The organism is Pseudomonas sp. NBRC 111139 (genome assembly GCF_001753955.1).
Taxonomy (GTDB): Bacteria; Pseudomonadota; Gammaproteobacteria; order Pseudomonadales; family Pseudomonadaceae; genus Aquipseudomonas; species Aquipseudomonas alloputida.
On record NZ_BCBP01000051.1, the window covers coordinates 1 to 14891 of the forward strand.

The following is a 14891-nucleotide window of genomic DNA, read 5'->3' on the forward strand; positions in this document are numbered from 1 at the left end:
TATTTCAAGAAACCTTAATATTGCTGAAAACGAAGCGGGGAGGCCTATCGGCCTCCCCGCTTCTATATAGCTAAACCATCCAGGCAATTACTCAGCCTTGAGGGTGACCCGGCCAAACGACTTCTTGCCCGCCTGGCACACATGCGTAGCACCAAGGACAAATATGAAGTCCTTGTCGACCACTGCACCATCAACCTTCACCGCGCCGCCACTCAGCAAATCTCGCGCCTGAGCCGAGTTCTTGACCAGACCAGCCCGATTCAACACCGCAGCAATTGGCAGGTCTTCCGCCGCAGCCACTTCGATCTCCGGCAAGTCTTCCGGCAGCTCGCCTTCCTTCATACGGTTACCGGCAGCACGGTGAGCATTGGCTGCAGCCTCCTCACCGTGGAAGCGCGCCACAATTTCTTCCGCCAGCTTGATCTTGATGTCACGTGGGTTGGCGCCATTGGCAACATCGGCCCGGAACTGCTCGATTTCTTCCATCGAACGGAAGCTCAGCAGCTCGAAGTAACGCCACATCAGGGTATCCGGGATCGACACCAGCTTGCTGTACATCACCCCTGGCGCTTCCTGGATGCCGACATAGTTGCCCAGCGACTTCGACATCTTCTTCACACCGTCGAGCCCTTCGAGCAGTGGCATGGTCACGATGTTCTGCGCTTCCTGCCCATAAGACCGCTGCAGTTCACGCCCCATCAGCAGGTTGAACTTCTGGTCGGTACCACCCAGCTCAACATCCGCCTTCAGCGCCACCGAGTCATAGCCTTGCACCAGCGGGTAGAGGAACTCGTGGATGGCAATCGGCTGATTGGTGGTGTAACGCTTGTCGAAGTCATCACGCTCCAGCATGCGCGCGACGGTGTACTGCGAAGCCAGGCGAATGAAGTCGGCAGGGGTCAGCTTGTCCATCCACGTGGAGTTGAACGCGACTTCAGTCTTGGCCGGGTCAAGAATCTTGAACACCTGCTGCTTGTAAGTCTCGGCGTTCTCCAGCACCTGTTCGCGGGTCAGCGGCGGGCGCGTGGCGCTCTTGCCACTCGGGTCACCGATCATGCCGGTGAAGTCACCGATCAGGAAGATGACCTGGTGGCCCAGATCCTGGAACTGGCGCAGCTTGTTGATCAGCACCGTGTGACCCAGGTGCAGGTCCGGAGCGGTCGGGTCGAAGCCGGCCTTGATGCGCAGAGGTTGGCCGCGCTTGAGCTTCTCCACCAGTTCCGACTCGACCAGTACTTCTTCCGCACCGCGCTTGATAAGCGCCAGCTGCTCTTCAACCGACTTCATAGACAAACCCGCAAGGCTCAGATTCAGGGGGAGCCAACCATACAAGATCGGCCGTCAAATACAAGTTTCGCAAAGGAATGTGACCCGAACACAGGCTTGCGGCGTCTACGCGCCCTTGCGTGAAAATGGATTTGGTTATATTTTATACAGTTATTTCATCTTCATCATGTCATTCATCTTTTCCATTTCACCTTTTTCAAAGTCACCTTGCCCATGACCAACGAACCGCCTAAAGCGCCCCCGCTTTATCCGAAGAGCCATCTGTTGGCCGCCAGCGGCATCGCCGCCCTGCTCAGCCTGGCTTTGCTGGTATTTCCTTCCAGCGAAGTGGAAGCCAAGAAAACTACCCTCAACCTCGAGCTCGAAAGCCCTGCCGAGCAGCTGAAAGACGAATCCCGCGCTGCGCCCCTGGTGCAAAGCGAAGGTGAGCAAGGCTCGCCTTTCGCCCAGATCGAAGAGGCTACCCCCGAAACCCAGAAGGCCGATCAACAGGCCCCGGCTGCCGAACCGGTTGCCGAGGCCGCCAAGGAGCCTGGCCACCGCGAAGTCACCGTGGCCCGCGGCGATACCCTGTCCACCCTGTTCGCCAAGGTCGGCCTGCCCGCCAATGCTGTGCATGACTTGCTGGCCAGCAACAAGCAGGCCAAGCAATTCAGCCAGCTCAAGCACGGCCAGGTCTTGCAGTTCGAGCTCGACAAGGATGGCCAGCTGGCCAGTCTGCACAGCAAAGTCAGCAACCTCGAAACCATTCGCCTGACCAAAACCGCCAAGGGCTACACATTCAACCGTGAAATCAGCAAGCCGGTGATACGCACCGCCTATGCCCACGGTGTGATCAAGAGCTCGCTGTCAGCTTCCGCCCAGCGCGCCGGCCTGTCCCACAGCATGACCATGGACATGGCCCGCGTGCTGGGTTACGACATCGACTTCGCCCAGGATATTCGCCCAGGGGACGAGTTCGACGTGGTCTACGAACAGAAGGTGATGGACGGCAAGGTCGTCGGCACCGGTAACATCCTCTCTGCGCGCTTCACCAACCGCGGCAAAACCTACACTGCCGTGCGCTACACCAACAAGCAGGGCAACACTACCTACTACACCGCCGACGGCAACAGCCTGCGCAAGGCATTCATCCGCACCCCGGTGGACTTCGCCCGCATCAGCTCGCGCTTTTCCGCCGGTCGCAAGCACCCCATCCTGAACAAGATCCGCGCCCACAAAGGCGTCGACTACGCGGCCCCACGAGGTACGCCGATCAAGGCAGCCGGTGACGGTCGCATCGAACTGGCCGGGCGCCGTGGTGGCTACGGCAATACCGTGATCATTCAGCATGGCAACCGCTACAAGACGCTGTATGGCCACATGCAGGGCTTTGCCAAAGGCATCAAGACCGGCAGTACGGTCAAACAGGGCCAGATCATTGGCTACATCGGCACTACCGGCCTGTCCACCGGCCCACACCTGCACTACGAGTTCCAGGTCAACGGCGTGCACGTCGACCCGCTGAGCCAGAAGGTGCCAATGGCTGACCCGATTGCCAAGAACGAGCGTCAGCGCTTCCTGCAGCAGAGCCAGCCGCTGATTGCCCGCATGGATCAGGAAAAGGCCACCCTGCTCGCAGCGAACAAGCGCTAAGCCATGGCGCTCTACCTGGGGGTGATGTCCGGTACCAGCCTCGATGGCCTGGATATCGCCCTGATCGAACAAGGCGAGCAGCTTGAACTGCTCGCCACCCACTACCTGCCCATGCCCCCGGACCTGCGCAAGGACCTGCTGGCCCTGTGCAGCAGCGGCACTGACGAGATTGCCCGTGCCGCACTGGCGGAAAACCGCTGGGCCAGCCTGGCCGGCGAAGGTATCCACCAACTGCTGGCTCGCCAGGGACTGAAGCCCGAAGCCATTCGCGCCATCGGCAGCCACGGCCAGACCATTCGCCATGAACCGTCCCGCGGCTTTACTGTGCAGATCGGTAACCCCGCACTGCTCGCCGAGCTGACCGGCATCAGCGTGGTCGCCGACTTCCGCCGTCGCGATGTGGCTGCCGGTGGCCAGGGCGCGCCACTGGTACCGGCCTTCCACGAAACCCTGTTCAGCCAGCTTGGCCGACGCCTGGCAATCCTCAACGTAGGCGGTTTCAGCAACCTCAGCCTGATTGAGCAGGACAAGCCAGTTCATGGGTTCGATTGCGGCCCGGGGAACGTGCTGCTGGATGCCTGGATCGAGCGCGAGCACGGCCACGCCTACGATGCAGATGGCGCCTGGGCTGCCTCGGGTGTGGTTCAGCACGGGTTGCTCAGCGCACTGATGGCTGACCCGTTCTTTGCCGGCAGCGGCCCCAAGAGTACCGGCCGCGAGGTGTTCAACCTGCCTTGGCTGGATCGCCACCTGGCCAACCTGCCGGCATACCGGGCCCAGGACGTGCAGGCGACACTGCTGGAGCTGACCGCACGCAGCATCATCGACTCGCTTGGCAAAGCCCAGCAAGGCACCGAAGCGCTGTTGGTCTGTGGTGGGGGCGCCCGCAACGGCGCGCTGATGGCCCGTCTTGGCCAACTGCTACCGGCGGCCCGTGTCGCAAGCACTGGCGCCTATGGCGTAGACCCGGACTGGGTCGAAGCCATGGCCTTCGCCTGGCTGGCTCACTGCTGCCTGGAGGGTATCGCCGCCAACCGCCCCAGCGTCACTGCCGCCAAGGGCCTGCGCGTACTGGGCGCAATCTACCCGGCATAGCCGCTACGCCAGAAAGCAAAACGCCGCGCAATTGCGCGGCGTTTTCGTATGCCCAGCCCTTAGATCGAGAACGACGACCCGCAACCGCAGGTGGTCGCGGCATTCGGGTTCTTGATCACGAAGCGCGAGCCTTCCAGGCCTTCCTGGTAGTCCACTTCGGCACCCGCCAGGTACTGGAAGCTCATCGGATCGACCACCAGGGAAACGCCCTCGCGCTCGACAATGGTGTCATCTTCGGCCACGTCTTCATCGAAGGTGAAGCCGTACTGGAAGCCGGAGCAACCGCCACCGGTAACGAACACTCGCAGCTTCAGACGCTCATTGCCTTCCTCATTGACCAGGTTCTTCACCTTCTGGGCTGCCCCGTGGGTAAATTCCAGACCGGTAGGGGTGAAGGTTTCGACGCTCATGTTGATTCTCCCGGCGCGGTAGCCGCCATAAAACTCGATGACGCGCATTATCCGCTTTCCCGAGAAAATCGGTCAAGAATTGTGCGGCTTTAGTCGCGACCTGCAAAAAGGCCCGCACGACGCGGGCCTTTTCCAATGCTGGTGGCCTTACGGCAGCAAGCCGGCATGGGACAGGCCCATGCGTTCATCCAGCCCGAACAGGATGTTGAGGTTCTGCACCGCCTGGCCGGAGGCGCCCTTGACCAGGTTGTCGATCACCGACAGCACCACCACCAGGTCACCACCCTGCGGGCGATGAACGGCAATGCGGCAGACGTTGGCACCACGCACGCTACGGGTTTCCGGATGGCTGCCTGCTGGCATCACGTCGACGAACGGTTCATCGGCATAGCGTTTCTCGAACAGCGCCTGCAGGTCGACCGAGGTATCGACCACGTTTGCGTACAGGGTGGCGTGGATACCACGGATCATCGGCGTCAGGTGCGGCACGAACGTCAGGCCGATATCCTTGCCTGCGGCCAGGCGCAAGCCCTGGCTGATTTCTGGCAAGTGACGATGCCCCTTGACTGCATAGGCCTTCATGCTCTCGCCGGCTTCGCAGAACAGCGAACCGACCGCGGCGCCACGGCCAGCACCGCTGACACCCGACTTGCAGTCGGCGATCAGGCGCGACGCGTCGGCCAGGCCCGCTTCCAGCAGCGGCAGGAAGCCCAGCTGGGTGGCAGTCGGGTAGCAACCCGGCACAGCGATCAGGCGGGCCTGGCGGATCTTCTCGCGGTTCACTTCTGGCAAGCCGTATACCGCGTCCTTGAGCAGCTCTGGCGCGCCATGCGGCTGGCCATACCATTTGCCCCACTCGGCGGCATCCTGCAGGCGGAAGTCGGCAGACAGGTCGATCACCTTGGTGCCGGCCGCCAGCAGCTCACCGGCCAGGGCGTGGGCAACACCATGCGGGGTGGCGAAGAACACCACGTCGCAGGCCCCCAGAGCCTTGCTGTCCGGCACGCTGAACGCCAGCCCGTCATAGTGGCCGCGCAGGTTCGGGTACATGTCCGCCACCGCCACGCCCGCCTCGGAGCGCGAAGTAATGACCGCCACTTCGGCCTGTGGATGCTGTGCCAGCAGACGCAACAGTTCGACGCCGGTGTAACCCGTGCCGCCGACGATACCGACCTTGATCATAACGCTTGCCCCTTATCAACGAGCCGTCTGGAAAGCGCACGATAATAGGGGCGCAGGGCGCCTGTAACAACTCTTCGGGTGACCCTTCGGGCGCTTGACCACTACTATCTGACGACCGTGATTACCTGAAGGAACTCCCTCCATGCTTTACCTATGGATCAAAGCGCTGCATATCGTCAGCGTGGTCTGCTGGTTCGCCGGCCTGTTCTACCTGCCCAGGCTGTTCGTCTACCACGCCCAGAGCCAGGACAGCATCAGCCAGGAACGCTTTGCGACCATGGAGCGCAAGCTGTACCGCGGCATCATGAATCCGGCGATGATCGCCACCTACGTTTTTGGCGCCTGGATGCTGTACCTCACCCCCGGCTGGCTGAGCCAAGGGTGGCTGCATGCCAAGCTCACCCTGGTGATCCTGCTGACCGGCTACCATCACGTGTGCGGTGCCCAGCGCAAACGCTTCGCCAATGGCACCAACACCCGCAGCCACGTCTACTATCGCTGGTTCAACGAAGTGCCCGTGCTGATCCTGCTGGGTATCGTCATTCTGGTGGTGGTGAAACCGTTCTGACATAGCCACCCGCTCAAGGAGCCTTGCCATGTCGCTACCTGCCTCGCTCGAACAACGCCTGCGGCTGCCCGTGGTTGCCGCACCGATGTTCCTCATCTCCAACCCCCAATTGGTGCTGGCCTGCTGCGCCAGCGGCGTGGTTGGCAGTTTCCCGGCCCTGAACCAACGCGACAGCGCTGGCTTCAAGGCTTGGCTGGAAGAGATCGAGGCAGGCCTGGCTCAACTGCAGGCGCCAGCGCCCTACGCAGTCAACCTGATCGTCCACCCGACCAACCCGCGCCTGCAGGCCGACTTGGCCTTGTGCGTCGAACACCGTGTACCAATCGTTATCACCAGCCTGGGGGCAGTAAAGGAAGTGGTCGATGCCGTACACGGCTACGGCGGCCTGGTGCTCCACGATGTCACCACCCGCCGGCATGCCGAAAAAGCCGCCGAAGCGGGTGTCGATGGCCTTATCGCCGTCGCCGCAGGCGCAGGCGGCCATGCCGGCACCTGGAGCCCGTTCGCCCTGGCCGCAGAAATTCGCCAGTTCTTCGACAAGACCCTGCTGCTGGCTGGTTGCATTAACCACGGCCACGAAATCCTGGCCGCACAACTGCTGGGGGCGGACCTGGCGTACATGGGTACGCGCTTCATCGCCACCACAGAAAGCCAGGCTCAGGGCGCCTACAAACAGATGCTGCTGAACGCCCATGCCGCCGACATCATCCACACACCCGTGGTGTCCGGCATCCCCGCCAGCTTCCTGCGCCAGAGCCTGGAGCAGGCCGGCTACGACATGAACGCCCTCAAAGGCGGGCAGGTGCAAGGCAAGCTCAAGCCGATCGATGACGAAGCCAAGGCCTGGAAGACCGTATGGTCAGCGGGCCAGGGCGTCGGTGCAATCCATGACCTGCCCAGCGCCAGCGCATTGATCGAGCGCCTGCATGGCGAGTACCGACAAGCCCTGGAACGCTGCCAGGTTTTGCGCGCCCGCGCCTTGTAGCAAAAGGCAACACCTTGCACGGGCAAGTTGTACACTAGGCGCCCTCTTCCGCCCCCAGGAGCCTTGCATGACCCGTTACGCCATGATCACTGGTGCTTCCAGCGGCCTGGGCCTGGCCTTGGCGGAAGCGCTGGCACGGCGCGGGCGCAATCTGATCCTGGTGGCACGCCAACGAGAAACGCTGGAGCCTGTCGCCATCGAGCTGACCCAGCGTTTCGGTGTCGAGGTGCTGTTCCGCGCCTGCGACCTCAGTCAGCCGTTGCGCCTTTCAGGCTTCGTGCTCGAGCTGGAAGAAGGTGAGCGGCGTATCGATTTGCTGGTCAACTGCGCGGGCTTGCGCACCTATGGGCCGTTCCTGGCCCATGAGTGGGCCGACGAACAGGATCTGCTGGAAGTCAACGTGCTGGCCCTGAGCCGCCTGTGTCACGCCATCGGTAACCTGATGGCTGTGCAGGGTGGCGGGCAGATTCTCAACGTCGCCGGCCTGGCCGGGGTGGCGCCTGGCCCATGGATGGCCGCCTATGCCGCCAGCAAGGCCTACGTACTGAGTTTTTCCCAGGCCCTGCGCGAAGAACTCAAGCGCACCGGCATCAAGGTCTCTGTACTGTGCCCTGGCCCGGTACGTTCCGCACGCCGGCGCATTGCGCGGCTCGATGGCAAGCCGCGCTGTCTCAGCCCCGAGGAAGTGGCGCTGTACACCGTGCGGGCACTGGACAAGAACCGCGCACTGATCATGCCTGGCCGGCGCAACCGCTGGCTGGCGTTCGCACCGCGGCTGTTGCCGCGCTGGCTGGTGCGCAAGCTGGCCGGGGCCATCCACCGCCGCTATTGCCCCTTAGGCATGGAATAGCCACTGGGCGAGCGGCGCCCGGCTGAGTACACTCGGCCCGACCCTCACCATGGAGCAAGTGCTGTGGACGATCTATTCCTCAAAATCATCAACCGGGAAATCCCGGCAGATATCATCTATGAAGACGACCAGATCCTGGCCTTCAAGGACATTGCACCCGCGGCACCGGTACATTTTCTGGTCATCCCGAAAAAGCACATTCGCACCCTCAATGACCTGACCGAAGAAGACAAGGCCCTGGCTGGCCACATCCTGTTCACCGCCCAGCGCCTGGCTGTCGAACAAGGCTGCGAGGAAGGTTTCCGCGTGGTCATGAACTGCAACCCCAAAGGCGGCCAGACTGTCTACCACATCCATATGCACGTGCTTGGCCAGCGCCAGATGAACTGGCCACCGGGCTGACCCACGGCAAGCGACCCCGCCGCTATTGCGGTAAACTGTCGGGCACATTCTTGCGGAGGTGCCCGATGGCTACCGAACGTCACTACTCGCCGCTCGACCGCTTGTTGCTGCAGGCCGATACCGCCATGCGCACCTTGCTGCCTTTCAGCGGCCAACCTGCCCGGCCATCGCCGGCCATCGTCCAGCCAGACGTTGACCTGGACGAGCAACAGGCCCGCCATATTGCCGGGCTGATGCGCATCAACCATACCGGTGAAGTCTGCGCCCAGGCGTTGTACCAAGGCCAGGCCCTGACCGCCAAGCTGCCCGAAGTGCGCAAGGCCATGGAGCATGCCGCTGAGGAAGAAATCGACCACCTGGCCTGGTGCGAGCAGCGCATTCGCCAGCTGAACAGCCACCCGAGCGTGCTCAACCCTCTGTTCTACGGCATGTCGTTCGGCATTGGCGCACTGGCCGGGCTGGTCAGCGACAAGGTCAGCCTGGGCTTCGTCGCCGCTACCGAACATCAGGTGTGCAAACACCTCGACGAGCACCTGGAGCAACTCCCGCACGAAGATGAAAAATCCCGGGCCATTCTCGAGCAGATGCGCATAGACGAAGAGCAGCACGCCGAGTCTGCGCTGGAAGCCGGTGGTTATCGCTTCCCGGCCCCCGTCCGCTTTGGCATGAGCTTGCTGGCCAAGGTCATGACCAAGAGCACATACCGCATCTGAAGGCATCACCATGACGGATCGATTCGACGCCAAGGACCTGGCGCGCGCCGTGCAAGCAGGCATTCTCCAACCAGGCCAGGACCAAAGCCTGTTGGCATTCCTGCGCCAGCAACCCGCACCACGTGGCAGCTTTCAGCTGGCCCATGTTGCCTTCTACTTTGGCGCCATGCTGATCATGGCGGCAATGGGCTGGTTGCTCACCGAGGCCTGGATGAGCCTCGGTGACGGCGCGCTGTTGATCATCGCCAGCCTCTATATCCTGCTGATCACCTTGTTCGCCCTCAATCTGCAACGCCGCGCCCAGCCCGTCGCTGCTGGCGTGCTGGCAGCAGTAGCCGTCAGCATCGTGCCGCTGGCGGTATTCGCTATCGAACGCATGCTCGGCTGGTGGCCACTGGACGATGCGCAGGCTGACTACCACCAGTACTACACCTACGTGCAAGGCGGCTGGCTGGCGATGGAAGCAGCCACGGTGCTTGCCGGGCTGCTAATGCTGCGACTGATCCCCTACCCGTTCGTCGTCATGCCAATGGCCGTGGCCTTGTGGTTCATGTCGATGGACCTTAGCGAGTGGTTCTTCGGCTCACCGTTCAGTTGGGAGCAGCGTCGCCACGTCTCCCTGTGGTTTGGGCTGGGCTTGCTGGTGGTTTTCCTCGTGATAGACGGCCGCACACGTGAGGACTACGCCCGTTGGGGTTACCTCGCCGGGCTGGCAGCGTTCTGGGGCGGGTTGACGCTACTGGACAGCGGCAGTGAGTTGGGCAAGGCCATGTACTGCCTGATCAACATTGCGCTGATGGGCATGGCGGTGCTGCTGCGTCGGCCGGTGTTCATGGTGTTTGGTGCGCTGGGGGTGGCGGCTTATCTGGGATATCTGTCGTACGAGGTGTTTGCCCAGTCGTTGCTGTTCTCGTTGGTGCTGACCATGATCGGGCTGGGGGTTATCTGGCTTGGCCTGGTTTACCAAAAGCGCCGGGAGCGGTTGAGCCAGGCGCTAAGAAGCAGTCTTCCGCAATGGTTGCGGATGGCCCTTCCGGCCCTGCGCGACTGAAGCTCGCCCGGGCCGCAGGTGGGAGCGGGCTCACCCGCTTCCACAAGGGCTGCAAAGCGGCCCCGGAATCTCAGCCTTAACCCAGCTCTACGATTTCATACCCATGGGTAATCTCAACCCCGGCACGCTCGAGCATGATCGAAGCCGAGCAATACTTTTCCGCCGACAGTTCCACTGCCCGCTTGACCTGCGCTTCTTTCAGCCCCCGCCCCTTCACCACGAAGTTCATGTGAATCTTGGTGAACACCTTCGGGTCTTCGCTGGCGCGCTCTGCCTCCAGAAATGCCTCACAGCTTTCCACTGCCTGGCGCGACTTCTTCAGAATGCTCACCACGTCAAAGCTGCTGCAGCCACCCAGGCCCAGCAACAGCATTTCCATCGGTCGCACGCCCAGGTTGCGGCCGCCGGCCTCGGGCGGGCCGTCCATTACGACGACATGGCCGCTCCCCGATTCGCCGAGGAACATTGCCTCACCGGCCCACTGGATACGTGCCTTCATCTACCCGGACTCCTGATTTTCGGAAAAGGGTGTCAGCTTAGACCTTGTGCGGCTGTGGGAAAAGCACGAGATGTGTCGGTTTAGTACCGAAACATCTCGTAGTGTCTGATAAGCTGGCGCCAAATGACTGGCGCTCTCCGTCAGCCAACCTCTATAAAAAGCCTATGCGTCGTATCGAACAGGATTTCGTGATGGTTGCCTCCGCCCTACCCGCCAAGATAAAGAACATCGACAAGCTGCTGGTACACTGCCAGCGCCGCCGCTACACCGCCAAAAGCAACATCATCTGCGCCGGCGACCGGGCCGAGACACTGTCTTTTATCATCAAGGGTTCGGTCACCATCCTCATCGAGGACGACGACGGCCATGAAATGATCATCGCCTACCTCAACAATGGCGATTTCTTTGGCGAGCTAGGCCTGTTCGAGCCCGTTGATGGCGAGCAGCAGCGCAGTGCCTGGGTACGCGCCAAGACCGAATGCGAAGTGGCCGAAATCAGCTACGAAAAGTTTCGCGAACTGGCGCGCCAGGACCCTGAAATCCTCTACGCCCTGGGCAGTCAAATGGCCCAGCGCCTGCGCAACACTACGCGCAAGGTTGGCGATTTGGCATTTTTCGACGTGACCGGGCGAGTTGCCCGTTGCCTGCTGGAACTGTGCAAGCAGCCCGACGCCATGACCCACCCCGATGGCATGCAAATCAAGATTACCCGTCAGGAAATCGGCCGAATCGTCGGTTGCTCTCGGGAAATGGTCGGCCGCGTTCTCAAAGACCTCGAGGAACGCAGCCTGGTGCAGGTCAAGGGCAAGACCATGGTGGTCCACGGTACCCGCTAGTCCTTGGGCAACTCGGCCAGCACCTTGGCGTAGGCCTGCGAAAGGCGCTCGAACCAGGGCGCTGCCGGCGCCACTTCGTGCAAGGCGATGTGCGCATCGGCGCGACAGCGTTGCTCCAGCTCACAGCACTCGTTGAAGCGGTTGACCGCCGCCACCATCGACTCACGCTCGTTGTCCAGCAGCAGCGCACCGTGCACCAGCACCACAGGGCGCTTGCCACCCAGGCCCTGACGCCAGCGCTGGGCGGTACCCACCAATTTGCGGCCATTGAGGTTGACGTTGTAGCGGCCATCGCAGAAGGCCCCGTCGATTTCCCCGACTGACGCCACCCCGCCCCACTCGCGCAGCACATCGCACAGCGGCAGACACAGGCGCTCGTAGGCATTTTCGATACGGCCGTGGTCGCCTTCACTGCGCGGCGCGGCGTAGACCAGTGCAACGTTCACCGTCGAATGCGACTGAGGCACCGGCTCACCGCCAGTTTCTCGCAGCAGCACCGGCCAGCCAGCAATAGCCAATTCCGCGCAGGCGACCTCGAAGTTGCCCAGCCGGCTCATGCGTCGAGGCATGACCAGCGCGTGGTCGGTGGGGCGCCAGAACAGCACACCATTCTCGCGTTCGCCGCGGCAGACGGCGGCCAGCAGTTCCTGCTCGGCGTGCAGGCCTTGTTCGACGCTCAGGGCCAGGGGTTGATCGGTCATTGATCCACCTATGATGTTGATTTCAAGGGCCTCTTCGCGGGTAAACCCGCTCCTACAACAGGGCGCGTACCTGTGTGGGGGCGGGCTTGCCCGCGACACGGCCATTACAGGTACAAAAAAGCCGGCAAAAACGCCGGCTTCATTTGATCAGTCCAGTTGCTGAACAGTCTTCTTCACCTGCTCGGGGAAGAACAGCCGCTGTAATTCCAGGCCAGGCTGCTCGGCGCGCATGAACGCCTCTCCCACCAGGAACGAGTAAACCTCGTTGATTGCCATCAGCTCCACATCGGCCCGGTTGAGAATACCGCTTTCGGTAATCGCCAGACGGTCACGCGGAATGCGCGGCAGCAGGTCAAGGGTGGTTTCCAGGCTGACTTCGAAGGTGTGCAGGTTGCGGTTGTTCACCCCAACCAGCGGTGTATCCAGGGTTTTCAGCGCGCGCTCCAGTTCATCGCCATCGTGCACTTCTACCAGCACGTCGAGGCCGACGTTCTTGGCGGTGGCCGCCAGTTCAGCCATCTTCACGTCATCCAGCGCCGACACGATCAGCAGTACGCAATCTGCGCCCAGGGCCCGGGCTTCGACGATCTGGTAAGGGTCGACCATGAAGTCCTTGCGAATCACCGGCAGCGAAACCGCCGCGCGGGCCTGCTGCAAGTACTCATCGGCACCCTGGAAATAATCGACATCGGTCAACACCGACAGGCAGGTGGCCCCGCCCTTCTCGTAGCTGACCGCGATTTCCGCTGGCACGAAGTGCTCGCGGATCACGCCCTTGCTTGGCGACGCTTTCTTGATTTCGGCAATCACCGCTGGCTGCTTGCGCTTGGCCTGCTCGATCAGCGCGTTGGCGAAGCCTCGCGGGGCGTCAGCGGCCTTGGCCAGGCCCTCCAGTTCGGCGAGGCTGACGCGCGCACTGCGCTCGGCCACTTCCTGAAACTTGCGGGCAATGATCCTTTCCAGCACCGTCGGCACACTCATGCTTCGTTCTCCACCTTGAATACTGCAGTAAAGGCCCCCAATTCCTGCAGCTTTTCCCAGGCCAAGCCGGTGTGCAGTACATCATGGGCCAGTTCTACACCGGCTTTCAGGCTCATGGCATGGTCAGCGGCATACAGCGCCGCGCCGGCATTAAGCACGATCATCTCGGCGGCCTTCTGACCGTCCTCGGTCTTGCGCCGGCCCAGCGCATCGCGGATCAACTCCAGCGAAGCCTGAGGGCTCTCGACAGCCAGGCCATGAAGGCTCTGGCTCTTCATGCCGAGGTCTTCCGGCTCTACCCAATATTCAGTGATTTCGCCGTTTTTCAGTTCGGCAACGAAGGTGGGTGCAGCCAGGCTGAACTCGTCCAGACCATCCTTCGAGTGCACGACCAGCACATGCTTGCTCCCCAGGCGCTGCAGCACCTCAGCCAGCGGGCGGCAAAGGGTTTGTGCGAACACACCGACCACCTGGTGCTTCACTCCGGCCGGATTCGTAAGCGGGCCGAGCATATTGAACAGGGTGCGCAACCCCAGTTCTCGACGTGGGCCAGCGGCATGTTTCATGGCCGAGTGGTGACTTTGCGCGAACATGAAGCCGATGCCCAGGCTGTCGATGCAGCGTGCCACTTGAGTCGGCGTCAGGTTCAGGTAGATGCCGGCAGCTTCCAGCAGGTCGGCACTGCCGCTCTTGCCCGATACTGCGCGGTTACCATGCTTGGCCACGGGGCAACCCGCCGCCGCCAGGACGAAAGACGAAGCGGTGGACACGTTGAAGATGTTGGCGCCATCACCGCCGGTCCCGACAATATCGACGACACCATCGAGGCTTTGCAGCTCGACCTTTTCGGCCAGCTCACGCATCACCGACACCGCACCGACGATTTCGTCGATGCTTTCGCTTTTCATGCGCATGCCCATCAGGAAAGCGCCTATCTGCGCCTCGCTGCACTGACCGGTCATGATCTGGCGCATGACCTCGCGCATTTCTTCGGTAGTAAGGTCCAACTGGCCGACGATACGGCTCAACGCACTCTTGATATCCATGTTCGATCCTTAACGGCGGCCGCCGGTCTGCTTGAGGAAGTTGGCGAACAGTTCGTGGCCCTGCTCGGTCAGGATCGACTCAGGGTGGAATTGCACCCCTTCGATATTCAGCGTCTTGTGGCGCAGGCCCATGATCTCATCGACCGAACCGTCGGCATGGGAGGTCCAGGCGGTCACTTCCAGGCAGTCGGGCAAGGTTTCACGCTTTACCACCAGCGAGTGGTAACGGGTCACGGTCAGCGGGTTGTTAAGGCTGGCGAACACGCCCAGGTCGCGGTGATATACCGGGCTGGTCTTGCCGTGCATGACCTGGCGTGCACGTACAACGTCGCCGCCAAAGGCCTGCCCGATTGACTGGTGGCCCAGGCATACACCGAGGATTGGCAACTTCCCGGCGAAATGCAGGATGGCCTCTATGGACACGCCCGCCTCGCTTGGGGTGCACGGGCCCGGAGATACGACGATGCGCTCAGGGTTGAGGGCCTCGATCTGAGCGATGGTCATTTCGTCATTGCGAATGACCTTGACCTCGGCACCCAGCTCGCCAAGGTACTGAACGACGTTGTAAGTGAATGAGTCGTAATTGTCGATCATCAGTAACATGGTGTTAAACCTCTTGAATCTACTGACTTCATGATTCGAACCTTCCT

The 14891-nt window shown here is 61.7% G+C and carries 17 protein-coding genes; 9 read left to right on the plus strand and 8 right to left on the minus strand.

The window, feature by feature from the left end:
* Positions 1-87: 87 nt before the first annotated feature.
* Positions 88-1287: a tyrosine--tRNA ligase gene (gene tyrS, locus BJQ17_RS20235; protein WP_003255507.1), complete on the minus strand. Its 1200-nt coding sequence runs from the start codon at positions 1285-1287 to the stop codon at positions 88-90.
* 213 nt (positions 1288-1500) lie between these two features.
* Here tyrS and BJQ17_RS20240 point away from each other — a divergent pair, with 213 nt between their 5' ends.
* Entirely contained in the window at positions 1501-2922 is a 1422-nt protein-coding gene (locus BJQ17_RS20240; RefSeq protein ID WP_003255509.1) for a peptidoglycan DD-metalloendopeptidase family protein, read from the plus strand.
* 3 nt (positions 2923-2925) lie between these two features.
* A complete protein-coding gene (locus tag BJQ17_RS20245; RefSeq protein ID WP_070096556.1) occupies positions 2926-4017 on the plus strand; it encodes an anhydro-N-acetylmuramic acid kinase in 1092 nt (363 codons plus the stop codon).
* 59 nt (positions 4018-4076) lie between these two features.
* On the opposite strand, the gene erpA is transcribed toward BJQ17_RS20245, so the two are convergent.
* Both erpA and argC read right to left on the minus strand, forming a co-directional pair.
* Positions 4077-4427 carry an iron-sulfur cluster insertion protein ErpA gene (gene erpA / locus BJQ17_RS20250; RefSeq protein ID WP_003255511.1) on the minus strand — a complete coding sequence of 117 codons (351 nt, stop codon included), beginning with the start codon at positions 4425-4427 and terminating at the stop codon, positions 4077-4079.
* Between the two features lie 147 nt (positions 4428-4574).
* Positions 4575-5609, minus strand: a complete 1035-nt coding sequence (argC, locus tag BJQ17_RS20255; RefSeq protein ID WP_003255512.1) for an N-acetyl-gamma-glutamyl-phosphate reductase — start codon at positions 5607-5609, stop codon at positions 4575-4577.
* 142 nt (positions 5610-5751) lie between these two features.
* Between argC and hemJ the strand changes: the two genes are divergently transcribed.
* From hemJ to BJQ17_RS20285, 6 genes are all read left to right on the plus strand, one after another.
* Positions 5752-6177, plus strand: a complete 426-nt coding sequence (hemJ, locus tag BJQ17_RS20260) for a protoporphyrinogen oxidase HemJ (RefSeq protein ID WP_003255513.1) — start codon at positions 5752-5754, stop codon at positions 6175-6177.
* A gap of 28 nt (positions 6178-6205) precedes the next feature.
* The gene (locus BJQ17_RS20265; RefSeq protein ID WP_070096557.1) at positions 6206-7162 is read left to right on the plus strand and encodes a nitronate monooxygenase family protein; all 957 of its coding nucleotides are present in this window, start codon (positions 6206-6208) and stop codon (positions 7160-7162) included.
* A 67-nt stretch (positions 7163-7229) separates the two neighbouring features.
* Complete coding sequence (locus tag BJQ17_RS20270) at positions 7230-8012, plus strand: SDR family oxidoreductase (RefSeq protein ID WP_003255516.1); 783 nt, start codon at positions 7230-7232, stop codon at positions 8010-8012.
* Positions 8013-8075: 63 nt separating this feature from the next.
* Entirely contained in the window at positions 8076-8414 is a 339-nt protein-coding gene (locus BJQ17_RS20275; protein WP_003255518.1) for a histidine triad nucleotide-binding protein, read from the plus strand.
* A gap of 65 nt (positions 8415-8479) precedes the next feature.
* Positions 8480-9127 carry a 2-polyprenyl-3-methyl-6-methoxy-1,4-benzoquinone monooxygenase gene (gene coq7 / locus BJQ17_RS20280; protein ID WP_003255520.1) on the plus strand — a complete coding sequence of 216 codons (648 nt, stop codon included), beginning with the start codon at positions 8480-8482 and terminating at the stop codon, positions 9125-9127.
* A 10-nt stretch (positions 9128-9137) separates the two neighbouring features.
* Entirely contained in the window at positions 9138-10178 is a 1041-nt protein-coding gene (locus BJQ17_RS20285) for a DUF2157 domain-containing protein (protein WP_070096558.1), read from the plus strand.
* Between the two features lie 76 nt (positions 10179-10254).
* Here BJQ17_RS20285 and BJQ17_RS20290 read toward each other — a convergent pair whose 3' ends face one another.
* A complete protein-coding gene (locus tag BJQ17_RS20290; protein ID WP_004376171.1) occupies positions 10255-10677 on the minus strand; it encodes an OsmC family protein in 423 nt (140 codons plus the stop codon).
* 191 nt (positions 10678-10868) lie between these two features.
* Between BJQ17_RS20290 and crp the strand changes: the two genes are divergently transcribed.
* Positions 10869-11513 (plus strand): cAMP-activated global transcriptional regulator CRP, encoded by a 645-nt coding sequence (crp, locus tag BJQ17_RS20295; protein ID WP_003255524.1) that lies wholly within the window; start codon positions 10869-10871, stop codon positions 11511-11513.
* Here crp and BJQ17_RS20300 read toward each other — a convergent pair.
* The 4 genes from BJQ17_RS20300 to BJQ17_RS20315 all read right to left on the minus strand — a co-directional run bounded on the left by BJQ17_RS20300 (position 11510) and on the right by BJQ17_RS20315 (position 14844).
* The gene (locus BJQ17_RS20300; protein ID WP_003255526.1) at positions 11510-12214 is read right to left on the minus strand and encodes a lipoate--protein ligase family protein; all 705 of its coding nucleotides are present in this window, start codon (positions 12212-12214) and stop codon (positions 11510-11512) included. The two genes, crp and BJQ17_RS20300, sit on opposite strands and share 4 nt — an antisense overlap.
* A 147-nt stretch (positions 12215-12361) precedes the next feature.
* Complete coding sequence (gene trpC / locus BJQ17_RS20305) at positions 12362-13195, minus strand: indole-3-glycerol phosphate synthase TrpC (RefSeq protein WP_054888497.1); 834 nt, start codon at positions 13193-13195, stop codon at positions 12362-12364.
* Complete coding sequence (trpD, locus tag BJQ17_RS20310; protein WP_003255529.1) at positions 13192-14241, minus strand: anthranilate phosphoribosyltransferase; 1050 nt, start codon at positions 14239-14241, stop codon at positions 13192-13194. Before trpD ends, trpC begins: the two co-directional genes overlap by 4 nt.
* A 9-nt stretch (positions 14242-14250) precedes the next feature.
* Complete coding sequence (locus BJQ17_RS20315) at positions 14251-14844, minus strand: aminodeoxychorismate/anthranilate synthase component II (RefSeq protein WP_003255531.1); 594 nt, start codon at positions 14842-14844, stop codon at positions 14251-14253.
* Positions 14845-14891: the final 47 nt, after the last annotated feature.

What these genes read in the sequence shown, in the direction of transcription:
- tyrS (WP_003255507.1), bottom strand. Translation starts at nt 1,287, where the DNA reads ATGAAGTCGGTTGAAGAGCAGCTGGCGCTTATCAAGCGCGGTGCGGAA.
- BJQ17_RS20240 (WP_003255509.1), top strand. Translation starts at nt 1,501, where the DNA reads ATGACCAACGAACCGCCTAAAGCGCCCCCGCTTTATCCGAAGAGCCAT.
- BJQ17_RS20245 (WP_070096556.1), top strand. Translation starts at nt 2,926, where the DNA reads ATGGCGCTCTACCTGGGGGTGATGTCCGGTACCAGCCTCGATGGCCTG.
- erpA (WP_003255511.1), bottom strand. Translation starts at nt 4,427, where the DNA reads ATGAGCGTCGAAACCTTCACCCCTACCGGTCTGGAATTTACCCACGGG.
- argC (WP_003255512.1), bottom strand. Translation starts at nt 5,609, where the DNA reads ATGATCAAGGTCGGTATCGTCGGCGGCACGGGTTACACCGGCGTCGAA.
- hemJ (WP_003255513.1), top strand. Translation starts at nt 5,752, where the DNA reads ATGCTTTACCTATGGATCAAAGCGCTGCATATCGTCAGCGTGGTCTGC.
- BJQ17_RS20265 (WP_070096557.1), top strand. Translation starts at nt 6,206, where the DNA reads ATGTCGCTACCTGCCTCGCTCGAACAACGCCTGCGGCTGCCCGTGGTT.
- BJQ17_RS20270 (WP_003255516.1), top strand. Translation starts at nt 7,230, where the DNA reads ATGACCCGTTACGCCATGATCACTGGTGCTTCCAGCGGCCTGGGCCTG.
- coq7 (WP_003255520.1), top strand. Translation starts at nt 8,480, where the DNA reads ATGGCTACCGAACGTCACTACTCGCCGCTCGACCGCTTGTTGCTGCAG.
- BJQ17_RS20285 (WP_070096558.1), top strand. Translation starts at nt 9,138, where the DNA reads ATGACGGATCGATTCGACGCCAAGGACCTGGCGCGCGCCGTGCAAGCA.
- BJQ17_RS20290 (WP_004376171.1), bottom strand. Translation starts at nt 10,677, where the DNA reads ATGAAGGCACGTATCCAGTGGGCCGGTGAGGCAATGTTCCTCGGCGAA.
- crp (WP_003255524.1), top strand. Translation starts at nt 10,869, where the DNA reads ATGGTTGCCTCCGCCCTACCCGCCAAGATAAAGAACATCGACAAGCTG.
- BJQ17_RS20300 (WP_003255526.1), bottom strand. Translation starts at nt 12,214, where the DNA reads ATGACCGATCAACCCCTGGCCCTGAGCGTCGAACAAGGCCTGCACGCC.
- trpC (WP_054888497.1), bottom strand. Translation starts at nt 13,195, where the DNA reads ATGAGTGTGCCGACGGTGCTGGAAAGGATCATTGCCCGCAAGTTTCAG.
- trpD (WP_003255529.1), bottom strand. Translation starts at nt 14,241, where the DNA reads ATGGATATCAAGAGTGCGTTGAGCCGTATCGTCGGCCAGTTGGACCTT.
- BJQ17_RS20315 (WP_003255531.1), bottom strand. Translation starts at nt 14,844, where the DNA reads ATGTTACTGATGATCGACAATTACGACTCATTCACTTACAACGTCGTT.